This is a genomic window from Aquincola agrisoli (assembly GCF_036621135.1).
GTDB lineage: Bacteria > Pseudomonadota > Gammaproteobacteria > Burkholderiales > Burkholderiaceae_C > Aquincola > Aquincola agrisoli.
Genome location: NZ_JAZIBG010000056.1, coordinates 167,063 through 181,136, shown reverse-complemented (window position 1 = coordinate 181,136; position 14,074 = coordinate 167,063). Strand labels below are relative to the sequence as shown.

The window sequence follows — 14,074 nt, the reverse complement described above, 5'->3', positions numbered from 1 at the left end:
TATCCGAGCGATAAGACGAGGGAATGCCCTGGCACGGGGCGGATGTTCCCTTGGAATTTCACATTGAGAAATGAACTCGCACTATTTGAAAAAAAATCGAGTTGTGCCAAACTTCGCCCGCTTGCCCGTTCAGGCCCGCCCGTTCTGCGTTCAAAAACAGGAGACAACCATGTCTGCAGTGCCCGATTCCTTCCCTGCTGGCGCCGCCGCCAATGATTCCGACGCCCAGGAGACCCGCGAGTGGCTGGACGCGCTGTCCGCCGTCATCGGCGCCGAAGGCGGCGACCGCGCGCATTTCCTGCTCGAGCAGCTGATCGATCACGCGCGCCAGGCCGGCATCGACATGCCGTTCTCGGCCAACACCGCGTACGTCAACACCATCCCGACCGACCAGGAAGAGCGCAGCCCCGGCAACATCGAGATCGAAGAGCGCCTGCGCGCCTACATGCGCTGGAACGCGATGGCGATGGTGGTCAAGGCCAACCGCCTGCACCCTGCCGACGGCGGCGACCTCGGCGGCCACATCTCCAGCTTCGCCTCGCTGGCGACGATGTTTGGCACCGGCTTCAACCATTTCTGGCACGCCGACGACGGCGTGCACGGCGGCGACCTGCTCTACATCCAGGGCCACAGCGCGCCCGGCATCTACGCCCGCGCCTACCTGGAAGGCCGCATCAGCGAGGAGCAGCTGCTGAACTTCCGCCAGGAAGTCGACGGCAAGGGCATCTCCAGCTACCCGCACCCGAAGCTGATGCCTGAGTTCTGGCAGTTCCCGACCGTCTCGATGGGCCTGGGTCCCTTGATGGCGATCTACCAGGCCCGCTTCCTGAAGTACCTGCACGCCCGCGGCATCGCCGACACGAGCAAGCGCAAGGTCTGGGTGTTCTGCGGCGACGGCGAGATGGACGAGCCGGAAAGCCTGGGCGCGATCGGCCTGGCCGCGCGCGAGAAGCTCGACAACCTGATCTTCGTCATCAACTGCAACCTGCAGCGCCTCGATGGCCCGGTGCGCGGCAACGGCAAGATCATCCAGGAGCTGGAAGGCGAATTCCGCGGCTCCGGCTGGAACGTCATCAAGCTGCTGTGGGGCAGCTACTGGGATCCGCTGCTGGCCCGCGACAAGGACGGCACGCTGCGCAAGGTGATGATGGAGACCGTCGACGGCGACTACCAGGCCATGAAGGCCAACGACGGCGCCTTCGTCCGCAAGAACTTCTTCGGCCGCGATCCCAAGCTGCTGGAGATGGTCGCCAAGATGAGCGACGACGACATCTGGCGCCTGCAGCGCGGCGGCCACGATCCGCAGAAGGTGTACGCCGCGTTCCACAAGGCCGTGAACACCCAGGGCCAGCCGACGGTGCTGCTGATCAAGACCGTCAAGGGCTTCGGCATGGGCAAGAGCGGCGAAGGCAAGAACACCGCGCACCAGACCAAGAAGCTGATCGACGAGGACGTGAAGGCCTTCCGCGACCGCTTCAACATCCCCATCCCGGACGACCAGCTGGCCGACATCCCGTTCATCAAGCCGGCCGACGAGACGCCCGAAGCCAAGTACCTTCACGAGCGCCGCAAGGCGTTGGGCGGCTACCTGCCGCACCGCCGCACCAAGGCCGACGAGCAGCTCGCCGTGCCGCCGCTGGAGACCTTCAAGGCCGTGCTCGAAGCCACCGCGGAAGGCCGTGAGATCAGCACCACGCAGGCCTTCGTGCGCTTCCTGACGCAGCTGCTGCGCGACAAGGACCTCGGCCCGCGCGCGGTGCCCATCCTGGTCGACGAGGCCCGCACCTTCGGCATGGAAGGCCTCTTCCGCCAGATCGGCATCTACAACCCGGCAGGCCAGCAGTACACCCCGGTCGACAAGGACCAGGTCATGTACTACAAGGAGGACAAGGCCGGCCAGGTGTTGCAGGAGGGCATCAACGAGCCCGGCGGCATGAGCAGCTGGATCGCAGCGGCGACGTCGTACTCGACGAACAACCGCATCATGGTGCCGTTCTACGTGTACTACTCGATGTTCGGTTTCCAGCGCGTGGGTGACCTCGCCTGGGCCGCGGGTGACATGCAGGCGCGCGGCTTCCTGCTGGGCGGCACCTCGGGCCGCACCACGCTGAACGGCGAAGGCCTGCAGCACGAGGACGGCCACAGCCACATCCTCGCCGGCACGATCCCGAACTGCATCAGCTACGACCCGACCTTCGCGCACGAGGTGGGCGTGATCCTGCACCACGGCCTGAAGCGCATGGTCGAGAACCAGGACAACGTCTACTTCTACCTGACCCTGCTAAACGAGAACTACCCGATGCCCGGCCTGAAGGCCGGCACCGAGGAAGAGATCATCAAGGGCATGTACCTGCTGGACGAGGCCAAGGCGCCCGCCGCCAACGCGCCGCGCGTCAACCTGCTGGGCAGCGGCACCATCCTGCGCGAGTCGCAGGCCGCCGCCGAGCTGCTGGCCGCCGACTGGGGCGTGGCCGCCAACGTGTGGAGCTGCCCGAGCTTCAACGAGCTGGCCCGCGACGGCCAGGACGCCGACCGCTGGAACCTGCTGCACCCGACCGACACGCCGCGCGTGCCGTTCGTGGCGCAGCAGCTCGCGCCGCACGCGGGCCCGGTGATCGCCAGCACCGACTACATGAAGAACTACGCCGAGCAGATCCGCGCGTTCATCCCGAAGGGCCGCACCTACCGCGTGCTGGGCACCGACGGCTTCGGCCGCAGCGACTTCCGCAGCAAGCTGCGCGAGCACTTCGAGGTCAACCGCCACTACGTCGTCGTCGCGGCGCTGAAGGCCCTGGCCGACGAAGGCACGGTGCCGGCCGCCAAGGTGGCCGAGGCCATCCAGAAGTACGGCATCAACCCCGACAAGATCAACCCGCTGTACGCATAACAAACGCTCACGGAGACGCACAACATGGCATTGGTCGAAGTGAAAGTGCCCGACATCGGGGACTTCAAGGAAGTCGAGATCATCGAGCTGATGGTCAAGCCCGGCGACACCATCAAGGCGGAGCAGAGCCTGATCACGGTCGAGAGCGACAAGGCCTCGATGGAGATCCCGTCGTCGCACGCCGGCGTGGTCAAGGAGCTGAAGGTGAAGGTCGGCGACAAGGTGAGCGAAGGCACGCTGGTGCTGATGCTGGAAACCGCGGATGCCGGCGCTTCGGCACCCGCACCTGCGCCGACACCTGCCGCCGCAGCCCCCGCGCCGGCACCCGCTGCCGCCGCGCCGGCTGCGGCACCGGCCGCAGCGCCCGCCGCCTCGGGCGGCACCGTGGAAGTCACCGTGCCCGACATCGGCGACTTCGACGAAGTGGCCGTGATCGAGGTGATGGTCAAGGCCGGCGACACCGTCAAGGTCGAGCAGAGCCTGATCACCGTCGAGAGCGACAAGGCGTCGATGGAGATCCCGTCGTCGCACGCCGGGCTGGTCAAGGAACTGAAGGTCAAGGTCGGCGACAAGGTCTCGAAGGGCTCCCTGGTCGCGATCCTCGAAGGTGCAGGCGGCGCCGCCGCCGCGCCTGCCCCCGCACCCGCGCCTGCCGCGGCAGCACCGGCGCCTGCCGCTGCCGCTGCCGCTGCCGCGCCCGCCGCCGAGCGCGCCTCGCCCACGGCTGCGCTGCCCGCGCACGAACCGACCACGCCCAAGGGCAACCTGCCCCACGCATCGCCGTCGATCCGCCGCTTCGCGCGCGAACTCGGCGTGCCGCTGGACGAAGTGAAGGGCTCCGGCCCCAAGGGCCGCATCACGCAGGACGACGTGCAGTCGTTCGTCAAGAGCGTGATGTCGGGCGCCGCGCAAACCCAGGCGGCCGCAGCGGCCAAGCCGGCGGCCGCGGCGGCCGGCGGCGGTGCGTTCCCGGGTCTGCTGCCCTGGCCGCAGGTCGACTTCGCCAAGTTCGGCCCGGTCGAGCGCAAGGACCTCTCGCGCATTAAGAAGATCAGCGGCGCCAACCTGCACCGCAACTGGGTCGTGATCCCGCACGTCACCAACCACGACGACGCGGACATCACCGAGCTGGAAGCGTTCCGCGTGCAGCTGAACAAGGAGAACGAGAAGTCGGGCGTCAAGGTCACGATGCTCGCCTTCATGATCAAGGCGGCCGTCGCGGCGCTGAAGAAGTTCCCCGAGTTCAACAGCTCGCTCGACGGTGAGCAGCTCGTGCTGAAGAACTACTTCCACATCGGCTTCGCGGCGGACACGCCCAACGGCCTGGTCGTGCCGGTGATCAAGGACGCCGACAAGAAGGGCATCTTCCAGATCAGCCAGGAGATGAGCGAACTGGCCAAGAAGGCGCGCGACGGCAAGCTCGGCCCGGCCGACATGACCGGCGGCTGCTTCTCGATCAGCTCGCTGGGCGGCATCGGCGGCAAGTACTTCACGCCCATCATCAACGCGCCCGAGGTGGCGATCATGGGGGTGTGCAAGAGCACGATGGAGCCGAGCTGGGACGGCAAGCAGTTCGCGCCCCGCCTGATCCTGCCGCTGTCGCTGTCGTGGGACCACCGCGTGATCGACGGCGCCTCGGCCGCGCGCTTCAACGTCTACTTCGCATCGCTGCTGGCGGATTTCCGCCGCATCGTGCTCTGAGCCCCGAGGAGCACGCACATGGCATTGATCGAAGTGAAAGTGCCGGACATCGGCGACTTCAAGGACGTGGCCATCATCGAGGTGCTGGTCAAGCCCGGCGACACGGTGAAGGCCGAGCAGAGCCTGATCACGGTGGAGAGCGACAAGGCCTCGATGGAGATCCCCTCGTCGACCGCCGGCGTGGTGAAGGAGCTCAAGGTGAAGGTGGGTGACACCGTCAACGAAGGCTCGGTGATCCTGTCGCTGGAGGCCGAGGGCGCCGCGGCCCCGGCTGCCGCGCCGGCTCCGGCGGCGCCGGCTCCCGCTCCCACGCCGGCACTGTCACCCGCCCCGGCGCCTGCCGCGGCGGCACCGGCCCCCGCGCCGGCCGGCGGCCCGGCCCCCGTGCCCAACACCTACACCGGCACCGTCGACCTCGAGTGCGACATGCTGGTGCTCGGTGCCGGCCCCGGCGGCTACTCGGCCGCCTTCCGCGCGGCCGACCTGGGCATGAAGACGGTGATCGTCGAACGCTACGCGACGCTGGGGGGCGTGTGCCTGAACGTGGGCTGCATCCCCAGCAAGGCGCTGCTGCACGTGGCCGCGGTGATGGACGAGGTGAAGCACTTCGCCGACCTGGGCGTGAGCTACGGCGAACCGCAGGTCGACGCCGCCAAGCTGCTGGCGCACAAGAACAAGGTGGTGGGCAAGCTCACCGGCGGCTTGTCGGCGATGGCCAAGATGCGCAAGGTCACCACCGTGCGCGGCAACGGCACCTTCCTCGACCCGCACCACCTGCAGGTCGAGGAGACCACCGGCGGCGCGCAGGAGAAGACCGGCAAGTCGCAGGTCATCCGCTTCAAGCAGTGCATCATCGCCGCGGGCTCGCAGGCGGTGCACCTGCCGTTCCTGCCCGACGATCCGCGCATCGTCGATTCCACCGGCGCGCTGGAAATGCGCCAGACGCCCAAGCGCATGCTGATCGTCGGCGGCGGCATCATCGGCCTGGAAATGGGCACGGTGTACTCGTCCGCCTTCGGTGCGCGGCTGGACGTGGTCGAGATGCTCGACGGCCTGATGCAGGGCGCCGACCGCGACCTGGTGAAGGTGTGGCAGAAGATGAACACGCCGCGCTTCGACAACATCATGCTGAAGACCAAGACCGTGGGGGCCGAGGCCACCACCGAAGGCATCCGCGTGAAGTTCGAGGGCGAAGGCGCGCCGGCCGAGCCGCAGCTCTACGACCTGGTGCTGCAGGCCGTGGGCCGCGTACCCAACGGCAAGAAGATCGGCGCCGAGAAGGCCGGCGTGATCGTCGGCGACCGCGGCTTCATCCCGGTCGACGTGCAGATGCGCACCAACGTACCGCACATCTTCGCCATCGGCGACATCGTCGGCCAGCCGATGCTCGCGCACAAGGCGGTGCACGAGGCGCACGTGGCGGCCGAGGTGGCTTCAGGCGACACCAAGGCGCAGTTCGACGCCCGCGTGATCCCCAGCGTGGCCTACACCGACCCCGAGGTGGCCTGGGTGGGCCTCACCGAGGACGAGGCCAAGGCGCGCGGCGTCAAGGTGAAGAAGGGCCTGTTCCCCTGGACGGCCTCCGGCCGCGCCATCGCCAACACCCGCGACGAAGGCTTCACCAAGCTGCTGTTCGATGCCGAGACGCACCGCATCCTGGGCGGCGGCATCGTCGGCACGCACGCCGGCGACATGATCGGCGAGGTGGCGCTGGCCATCGAGATGGGCGCCGACGAGGTCGACATCGGCAAGACCATCCACCCGCACCCCACGCTGGGCGAGAGCATCGGCATGGCGGCAGAGGTGGCGCACGGCACCTGCACGGACCTGCCGCCGCAGAAGCGCTGAAGAGCGGGCGTGGTTCCCTGCTGAAGCCGCCTTCGGGCGGCTTTTTTATGTGCCGGCGCCGCTCAAGTCAGCCCCCGGCGAGGACGAAACTACACGGACGAGCCGCCCGCCTCGGGCGGCCGCCTGCGTCGTCCGTTCCCGTGCCTGCCTTGCCCCCTCCCTGCCACCGCGTGTCCGCGGCGCCTGCCCGGCCGCCGCGGCGGCTGCGCGGGCTCGGGCGCGCGCTGCTGGTGCCGATGCTGGTGGCCGCGTTGCATGCCTCGGCCTGGGACGATGAACGCATGGCCGCCGCCGCGCAGCGCCTGGGCCCGCGCGCGGTGGGCGAACTGCAGGGGCTGCGGCCGGCGCTCGTGCAGGCGTCGGAGCTGGCGGAGGCCGATCGGCTGCACTACGTCAACGACTTCTTCAACCGCCGCATCCGCTTCCGCGACGACCTGCCGGTGTGGGGCCAGGTCGACTACTGGGCCAGCCCGCTGGAGGCGTTGTCGAAAGGCGAGGGGGACTGCGAGGACTACGCCATCGCCAAGTACTTCACCCTCGTCGCCGCCGGCACGCCGGTGGAGCGGCTGCGGCTCGTCTACGTGCGGGCGCAGCTGCGCGGCCAGCCCGGCCCGCAGGCCCACATGGTGCTGGCCTATTACGGCACCCCCGATGCCGAGCCGCTGATCCTGGACAACCTGGTCGGCGAGGTCCGCCCCGCCGCGCGCCGCCCTGATCTCGTGCCTGTTTTCAGCTTCAACGGTGAAGGCCTGTGGCAAGGTGTCGGCTCGCAGAGCGCAGGGGATCCGGTGGCGCGCCTGTCCCGTTGGCGGGAAGTGCTCGCCAAGGCGCGGGCCGAGGGGTTCTGAGCATGCACACTGGCGAACCACCAACAGGATGAGGATCGTTCGATGTCGTTGATACGCCAACTCTGGCTGTTGCTGGCCGCGGTACTGGCGCTCGCGATCGTGGGAGCGGTGAGCGTCAACCTGCTGTCGACCCGCGCCGTGCTGCAGACGCAGCTGGCGGTGAAGAACAACGACAGTGCACAGGCGCTCGCGCTGGTGCTGTCGCAGCAGCGCGGCGAAGAGGAGCTGATGCGGCTGGTCGTCGCCGCGCAGGCTGACACGGGTTTCTACCGCAGCATCCGCTTCACGCGCAGCGACGGGCGCCCCGGCATCGAGCAGCAGGGGCCGGCGGTGCCGCTGCGGGCTCCGCAGTGGTTCGTGGCGCTGCTGCCGATCGATTCGCCCCCCGGCATCGCGCAGGTCTCCGACGGCTGGCGCTCGCTGGGCCAGGTGGCCGTGGTGTCGCAGGACACCTATGCGTATGACGAACTCTGGCGCGGCGGCGTCCGCGCAGCCTGGGTGATGCTGGGGGTGGGGCTGGTGGCGGCGCTGCTGTCGCTGGTGGTCGTGCGCCGCATCCGGGCGCCGCTGGAGGCCACCGTGCGCCAGGCCCAGGCGCTGGAGCAGGGGCGCTACGTCATCGTCGACGAACCCGCGATGCCCGACCTGCGGCGCGTGGCCTCGGCGATGAACGGCATGGTGGTGCGCATGAAGACGCTGTTCGAGGCGCAGGCCGCGCACGCGGAGGCGCTGCGGCGGCAGGCGCATTGCGACGCGCTGACGGGCCTGTCGCACCGCGCGCATTTCCTGGGTCAGCTGGGCGCGCTGCAGCAGCGCGAGGACGGCGTGGTCGGCGGCGGGCTGGTGCTGGTGCGGCTGGCCGACGTCACCGGGCTCAACCGCGCCGTCGGCCGCGAGACGACAGACCACATCCTGCAGACCGTCGCCCAGGTGTTGAGCACCTATCCCGAGCGCGTGGCGGGCTGCCTGGCCGGCCGGCTCAACGGTGCGGACTTCGCGCTGGCCCTGCCCACGCCGGGCCTGGCGGCGGAGACGGCGAGCGCCATCGCGCTGGCGCTGCGCAGCAGCCTGCCCAGCTTCAGCACGGGCGTGCGGGCCTATGTCGGCGCGGTCGAATGGGCGCGCGACGCGGCGCCCGGCGTGCTGATGGCCCAGGCCGACCTGGCACTTGCGCAGGCCGAGGCCGGCAAGCCCTACAGCGCCGAGGTGCTCGACGGCACGCCGGGCGACAGCTCGGTCGGCGAGGGCGAGCGTGCCTGGCGTGTGCAGCTGCTGTCGGCCATCGAGGACAAGGCGGCCCGGTTGCGCCTGGTGGACTTCCCGGTGGTGGACAGGCAGCTCCAGCAGCTGCACCTCGAATCGCCGCTGCGCGTACAGCTGCAGCCGGGCGGCGCCTTCGAGCCGGCCGCGCGCTGGCTGCCGCTGGCGATGCGCAACCGGCTGACGGCGCTGTTCGACGCGGAGGCGGTCGCGCTCGCGCTGGGCGCCATCGAGGTGGACGGCGCCCCGCGCGCGGTCAACATCGCGCCGGCATCCGTGGTGGACAGCGGCTTCGTGGCGCACCTGCGGCAATGGCTCGAGGACCGGCCGCGCCTGGCGGGATCGTTGTGGCTCGAGGTGCCGGAGGCCGCGGCGGCCGATCATTTCGAGGCGGTGCAGGCCTTCGGCCGGGCCGTGCGTCCGCTGGGCGTGCGCTTCGGGCTGGAGCATGCCGGCGAGCGGCTGCACCGCATCGATCGGCTGTTCGAGCTGGGCCTGGACTACGTCAAGCTCGATGCCGCCGTCTGCACCGGCGTGGCCGCCAGCGCGGCGGGCCAGGAGTTCCTGCGCAGCACGGTGGCCCTGCTGCACGCGTTGTCGGTGTCGGTGCAGGTCGAGGGCGTCGCCGACGACGCCGACGTGCGTACGCTGTGGGAATGCGGCGTCGATGCGGTGACCGGCCCCTGGGCCAGCCAGCGCTAGCCGATGTCGGCCGTGTGCACGCCGAACCGGCCCGCGCGCCGGTCGTCAAAGTAGCGGCGCAGCGTCTCGCGCACGGTGCGGAAGGCGATCTCGTCCCAGGGGATCTCGTCCTCGCGGAAGAGCCGGGCCTCGATGCTCTCCGGGCCCGGATCGAACTCGGTGTCGAGCAGGCGGGCCAGGTAGTACATGTGCACCTGGCCGACCCGCATCACGTTCATCACGCTGAACAGGGGGCCCATCTCGATGTGGGCGCCGGCCTCTTCGTCGGTCTCGCGGGCGGCGCCCTGGGCCGTGGTTTCGCCCAGTTCCATGAAGCCTGCCGGCAGCGTCCAGAAGCCGTAGCGCGGCTCGATGTTGCGCTTGCACAGCAGCACCTGGTCGTCCCACCAGGGCACTGTGCCGACGACGTTCAGCGGGTTCTCGTAGTGGATGGTGCCGCAGGCCGGGCATACCGCGCGCTCGCGGTTGTCATCGGCCGGGATGCGGTACGCCACCGCGTTGCCGCAGGCGCGGCAGTGCTTGATCTTGTCGCGCTCGGTCAGCAGCATGGCGGCAGAGTTTAGCCGTGGCCGGTGGCATCATCGCCGGCTCCACTGTCGTTCCAGCAAGCAAGGACACCCATGCAATTTGTCGTGCAACCCCCGGCCACAGCGGCCGTGCCCGTGGCCGGCGGCGGGCTGTTTCCGGTCCACCGCATCTACTGCGTGGGCCGCAACTACGCCGAGCATGCGCAGGAGATGGGCTTCACCGGCCGCGAGCCGCCGTTCTTCTTCATGAAGCCGGCCGATGCGGTGGTGCCCGTGGCGGAAGGCGAAACCGGGTTGATCGACTACCCGCCGCTGACGGGCAACCTGCACCACGAGATCGAGCTCGTGGTCGCCATCGGCACCGGCGGCACGAACATCGCGGCGGCCGATGCCGTCAAGCACATCTACGGCTACGCGGTGGGCCTCGACATGACCCGCCGTGACCTGCAGAACGAGATGAAGAAGCAGGGCCGCCCGTGGTGCATCGGCAAGGCGTTCGAGCAGTCGGCGCCGATCGGCCCGATCCACCCGATCGCCCGCACGGGCGAACTGCTGGCGGGCGCGATCACGCTGTCGGTCAACGGCCAGCTGCGCCAGCAGGGCCGCCTGGCCGACCTGATCTGGAGCGTCGCGGAGACGATCGAGACGCTGTCGAAGGCCTGGACGCTGCAGCCGGGCGACCTGATCTTCACCGGCACCCCCGCGGGCGTCGGTGCGGTGGTCGCCGGCGACGTGCTCGAGGGCTCGGTCGAAGGACTGGGCTCGCTGCGCGTCGCGCTGCGCTGAACGCAGGGGCGGTGCAGATGGAGCTCTACAGCTATTTCCGCTCGTCGGCCTCGTACCGCGTGCGCATCGCGCTCGCGCTCAAGGGCCTGGCCTACGATTACAAGGCCATCCACCTCCTGAAGAACGAGCAGCAGTCCGAGTCGTATGCGGCGGTCGCTCCGTCGCGGCTGGTGCCCTCGCTGCGCGACGGCGATGCCGTCATCGCGCAGTCGCTGGCGATCATCGAGTACCTCGACGAGACGCATCCCGAGCCGCCGTTGCTGCCGCGCGATGCTCTGGGCCGGGCGCGGGTGCGTGCGCTGTCGCTCGACGTGGCCTGCGAGATCCATCCGCTGAACAACCTGCGCGTGCTGCGCTACCTGGTGCGCGACCTGAAGGTGTCGGACGAGGACAAGGACCGCTGGTACCGCCATTGGGTCGAGACGGGCCTGCTGGCGGTGGAGCAGCAGCTTGCCTCGCAGCCGCAGACGGGCATCTACGCGCATGGCGACGCGCCGACGATGGCCGACTGCACGCTGGTGCCGCAGATCTTCAATGCACAACGCCTGCAATGCCGGCTCGACCACGTGCCGACCGTCATGCGCGTCTTCGATGCCTGCATGAAGCTGCCGGCCTTCAGCGAGACCCAACCGTCGAAGTGCCCGGATGCGGCCTGACGGCCTGACGCCCGGCTGGGCGGCGCCGGCGGGCGTCGGCGCCTGGATGAGCACCCGCGACGGCGGCGTCAGCACCGGGCCGTGGGCGTCGCTGAACCTCGGCACGGCGGTCGGCGACGAGCCCGCGGCGGTGCAGGAGAACCGCCGGCGCTTCGCGCGGGCGATCGGGGCCGAACCGGTGTTCCTGCGCCAGGTGCACGGCGCGCGGGTCGTGCGCGTGGTCGCCGCGGATGCCGCGCGGACCGAGCCGCTGGAAGCCGACGCCTGCGTCACGACCGAGCGCGGCGTGGCCTGCACGGTGCAGGTGGCCGACTGCCTGCCGGTGCTCTTCGCCGCGCCGGCGGGGCGGGCCGTCGCGGCGGCGCACGCGGGCTGGCGGGGCCTGGCCGGCGGCGTGCTCGACGCGGCGCTCGAGGCGCTGTGCGCGGCGGCCGGTTGCGCGCCTGCCGAGGTTCAGGCCTGGCTGGGTCCGTGCATCGGTCCGCGGCAGTTCGAGGTGGGGGCCGAGGTGGTCGCGGCGTTCGCCGCCCACGGCCCCGATGCGCGCTTCGTGCCCAGGGCCCGGGCGGATGGCAGCGCCGCGTGGCTCGCGGACCTGCCGGGCCTGGCCCGCGACCGCTTGGCCGGCCTGGGCGTGGCCACCGTCAGCGGCGGCACCTGGTGCACGGTGGAGGACCGGTCACGGTTCTTTTCCTACCGGCGCGACGGCGTCACCGGCCGGCTGGCCGCGGCCGTCTGGCGGGACTGACGCCGCCGCCGCTGCCCCGGCCGCCTCCTGCGCTTCACGCTCACGGCGCTTGCGCCGGCGCATTGGCGTGCCCAGCAGGTACATCACGATCGACAGCGGCAGCAGGCCGTAGAGCCCGAAGGTGATCAGCGCGCCCAGCACGCTGCCCTGCGGGCTGGTGGCCTCGGCCAGGGCCATCATCAGAACAACATAGATCCAGGCAATGGCGACGAGGTACATGGATTAGGTAAACCTGCGTATTTCAGTCAGTGAAAAGTAAGATCATGATGCGAGAATCGCTAGGGTTTAGGACAGTGCAGTTCTTCACGAGCCACTGATCCAAAACGCCACAATCAGCCCATGCAGGTCGCTTCCCGACGGGTGTAGTGGTCGGGGCTCACTCAAAACGGAGACAAGACGATGGCAAAGCCTAACCCGTCCCTGCCCCAGCCCGCCGAAGGGATGCAGGCGTTCGGGCACGCCCTGGGCGAGATCTGGAAATCGATGTCCGGCCTCAAGGTGCAGGCGGACACGCTGAACGCGCTGCAGAGCGACTACGTCCAGCAGGCCACTGCGCTGTGGAACAGCACGCTGGCGCGGGCGAACGCAGGGGACGCGGGCGCACCGTCACCGACGCTCGCGGATCGCCGCTTCTCGGCCACCGACTGGGCGAGCAATCCGGCAGCGGCCTACCTCGCGCAGGTCTACCTGCTCAATGCGCGCACGATGATGCAGATGGCGGAGGCCGTCGAAGGCGACGCGAAGACCAAGGCGCGGCTGCGTTTTGCCGTGCAGCAGTGGATCGACGCGGCCAGCCCCAGCAACTGCCTCGCGCTGAATCCCGAGGCGCTGCGCAAGGCGGTGGATACGCAGGGCGACAGCATCGCGCAGGGCATGCGGCAGCTCTGGCACGACGTGCAGCAGGGCCACGTCTCGCAGACCGACGAGAGCGCCTTCGAGGTCGGTCGCAACGTCGCGACCACCGAGGGCGCGGTGGTCTTCGAGAACGAGCTGTTCCAGCTGCTTGAATACAAGCCGCTGACGGACAAGGTCTTCGAAAAGCCGATGCTTTTCGTGCCGCCGTGCATCAACAAGTACTACATCCTCGACCTGCAGCCGGAGAACTCGCTGATCCGCTATTCGGTCGAGCAGGGCCATCGCACGTTCGTGGTCAGCTGGCGCAACCCGGATGCGCAGCTCGCCGACCGGGGCTGGGACGACTACATCGAGCAGGGGCCGCTCGCCGCGATCGCCGCGGTGCAGGCCATCACCGGCGCCGCCACGCTCGACATGCTGGGCTTCTGCGTGGGCGGCACCATCCTCAGCACGGCGCTGGCCGTGCTCGCGGCACGCGGCGAGCACCCCGCGGCCAGCCTGACGCTGCTGACCACGCTGCTCGATTTCAGCGACACCGGCGTGCTCGACATCTTCGTCGACGAAGCCTCGGTGAAGTTGCGCGAGATGACGCTGGGCCACCAGGCGCCCGGCGGGCCGCGGCTGCTGAAGGGCCAGGAGCTCGCTACCACGTTCAGCTTCCTGCGGCCCAACGACCTGGTCTGGAACTACGTCGTCGGCAACTATTTGAAGGGCGAGTCGCCGCCGCCCTTCGATCTGCTCTACTGGAACAGCGACGCCACCAACCTGCCCGGACCCATGTATTGCTGGTACCTGCGCCATACCTACCTGCAGGACGAACTCAAGGTGCCCGGCCGGCTCACGGTGTGCGGCGAGAAGATCGACCTCGGTGCGATCCAGGCGCCGGTGTACGTGTACGGCTCCCGCGAGGACCACATCGTGCCGTGGACGGCGGCGTTCAAGTCGCTGAAGCTGCTGTCCGGCCCGACGCGCTTCGTGCTGGGCGCCTCGGGCCACATCGCCGGCGTGATCAACCCGCCTGCCAAGAAGAAGCGCAGCTACTGGACGGGCCCGGCCTCCGGCAAGGCCGCGGCCACGTCGGAGGAGTGGCTCGCCAGCGCCACGGAGCATCCCGGCAGCTGGTGGACCGACTGGTCCTCCTGGCTCGCCAAGCACGCTGGCAAACAGGTTGCAGCACCGAAGTCCTATGGCAGCCGCACCCACAAGGTCATCGAACCTGCCCCCGGCCGCTACGTCCAGCAGAAAGCCTGACGAAC

Annotated in this window: 11 protein-coding genes; 9 read left to right on the top strand and 2 right to left on the bottom strand. The window is 69.3% G+C overall.

What is annotated here, in order from left to right; genetic code table 11:
- Positions 1-169 precede the first annotated feature (169 nt).
- The 5 genes from aceE (at position 170) to V4F39_RS25915 (ending at position 9,246) form a co-directional block, all read left to right on the top strand.
- Positions 170-2,887 (top strand): pyruvate dehydrogenase (acetyl-transferring), homodimeric type, encoded by a 2,718-nt coding sequence (aceE, locus tag V4F39_RS25935; protein WP_332293138.1) that lies wholly within the window; start codon positions 170-172, stop codon positions 2,885-2,887.
- A 24-nt stretch (positions 2,888-2,911) separates the two neighbouring features.
- Positions 2,912-4,588: a dihydrolipoyllysine-residue acetyltransferase gene (gene aceF / locus V4F39_RS25930; protein ID WP_332293137.1), complete on the top strand. Its 1,677-nt coding sequence runs from the start codon at positions 2,912-2,914 to the stop codon at positions 4,586-4,588.
- A gap of 18 nt (positions 4,589-4,606) precedes the next feature.
- Positions 4,607-6,436, top strand: coding sequence for a dihydrolipoyl dehydrogenase (lpdA, locus tag V4F39_RS25925; RefSeq protein ID WP_332293136.1), 1,830 nt, complete (start codon positions 4,607-4,609; stop codon positions 6,434-6,436).
- A gap of 170 nt (positions 6,437-6,606) precedes the next feature.
- On the top strand, positions 6,607-7,284 hold the full coding sequence (locus V4F39_RS25920; protein ID WP_332293135.1) for a transglutaminase-like cysteine peptidase: 678 nt from the start codon (positions 6,607-6,609) through the stop codon (positions 7,282-7,284).
- Positions 7,285-7,326: 42 nt separating this feature from the next.
- Positions 7,327-9,246, top strand: a complete 1,920-nt coding sequence (locus V4F39_RS25915; RefSeq protein WP_332293134.1) for a bifunctional diguanylate cyclase/phosphodiesterase — start codon at positions 7,327-7,329, stop codon at positions 9,244-9,246.
- On the opposite strand, the gene V4F39_RS25910 is transcribed toward V4F39_RS25915, so the two are convergent.
- Positions 9,243-9,794 carry an NUDIX hydrolase gene (locus V4F39_RS25910; RefSeq protein WP_332293133.1) on the bottom strand — a complete coding sequence of 184 codons (552 nt, stop codon included), beginning with the start codon at positions 9,792-9,794 and terminating at the stop codon, positions 9,243-9,245. The genes V4F39_RS25915 and V4F39_RS25910 overlap by 4 nt on opposite strands.
- A 72-nt stretch (positions 9,795-9,866) precedes the next feature.
- Here V4F39_RS25910 and V4F39_RS25905 point away from each other — a divergent pair, with 72 nt between their 5' ends.
- From V4F39_RS25905 to pgeF, 3 genes are read left to right on the top strand one after another with little or no spacing between them, the layout of a single operon-like run.
- Positions 9,867-10,559 carry a fumarylacetoacetate hydrolase family protein gene (locus tag V4F39_RS25905; protein WP_332293132.1) on the top strand — a complete coding sequence of 231 codons (693 nt, stop codon included), beginning with the start codon at positions 9,867-9,869 and terminating at the stop codon, positions 10,557-10,559.
- 17 nt (positions 10,560-10,576) lie between these two features.
- Complete coding sequence (gene maiA / locus V4F39_RS25900) at positions 10,577-11,215, top strand: maleylacetoacetate isomerase (protein WP_332293131.1); 639 nt, start codon at positions 10,577-10,579, stop codon at positions 11,213-11,215.
- On the top strand, positions 11,205-11,963 hold the full coding sequence (pgeF, locus tag V4F39_RS25895) for a peptidoglycan editing factor PgeF (protein WP_332293130.1): 759 nt from the start codon (positions 11,205-11,207) through the stop codon (positions 11,961-11,963). The genes maiA and pgeF overlap by 11 nt, the downstream gene beginning before the upstream one ends.
- Here pgeF and V4F39_RS25890 read toward each other — a convergent pair.
- Positions 11,895-12,182, bottom strand: coding sequence for a hypothetical protein (locus V4F39_RS25890; protein WP_332293129.1), 288 nt, complete (start codon positions 12,180-12,182; stop codon positions 11,895-11,897). The two genes, pgeF and V4F39_RS25890, sit on opposite strands and share 69 nt — an antisense overlap.
- A gap of 180 nt (positions 12,183-12,362) precedes the next feature.
- Here V4F39_RS25890 and phaC point away from each other — a divergent pair, with 180 nt between their 5' ends.
- On the top strand, positions 12,363-14,069 hold the full coding sequence (gene phaC / locus V4F39_RS25885) for a class I poly(R)-hydroxyalkanoic acid synthase (protein WP_378235091.1): 1,707 nt from the start codon (positions 12,363-12,365) through the stop codon (positions 14,067-14,069).
- Positions 14,070-14,074 lie beyond the last annotated feature (5 nt).

Excerpts from the sequence above, each read along its gene's own strand:
- maiA (WP_332293131.1), top strand. The coding sequence starts at position 10,577 with ATGGAGCTCTACAGCTATTTCCGCTCGTCGGCCTCGTACCGCGTGCGC.
- V4F39_RS25905 (WP_332293132.1), top strand. The coding sequence starts at position 9,867 with ATGCAATTTGTCGTGCAACCCCCGGCCACAGCGGCCGTGCCCGTGGCC.
- V4F39_RS25910 (WP_332293133.1), bottom strand. The coding sequence starts at position 9,794 with ATGCTGCTGACCGAGCGCGACAAGATCAAGCACTGCCGCGCCTGCGGC.
- phaC (WP_378235091.1), top strand. The coding sequence starts at position 12,363 with ATGGCAAAGCCTAACCCGTCCCTGCCCCAGCCCGCCGAAGGGATGCAG.
- aceF (WP_332293137.1), top strand. The coding sequence starts at position 2,912 with ATGGCATTGGTCGAAGTGAAAGTGCCCGACATCGGGGACTTCAAGGAA.
- aceE (WP_332293138.1), top strand. The coding sequence starts at position 170 with ATGTCTGCAGTGCCCGATTCCTTCCCTGCTGGCGCCGCCGCCAATGAT.
- pgeF (WP_332293130.1), top strand. The coding sequence starts at position 11,205 with ATGCGGCCTGACGGCCTGACGCCCGGCTGGGCGGCGCCGGCGGGCGTC.
- V4F39_RS25915 (WP_332293134.1), top strand. The coding sequence starts at position 7,327 with ATGTCGTTGATACGCCAACTCTGGCTGTTGCTGGCCGCGGTACTGGCG.
- V4F39_RS25890 (WP_332293129.1), bottom strand. The coding sequence starts at position 12,182 with ATGTACCTCGTCGCCATTGCCTGGATCTATGTTGTTCTGATGATGGCC.
- lpdA (WP_332293136.1), top strand. The coding sequence starts at position 4,607 with ATGGCATTGATCGAAGTGAAAGTGCCGGACATCGGCGACTTCAAGGAC.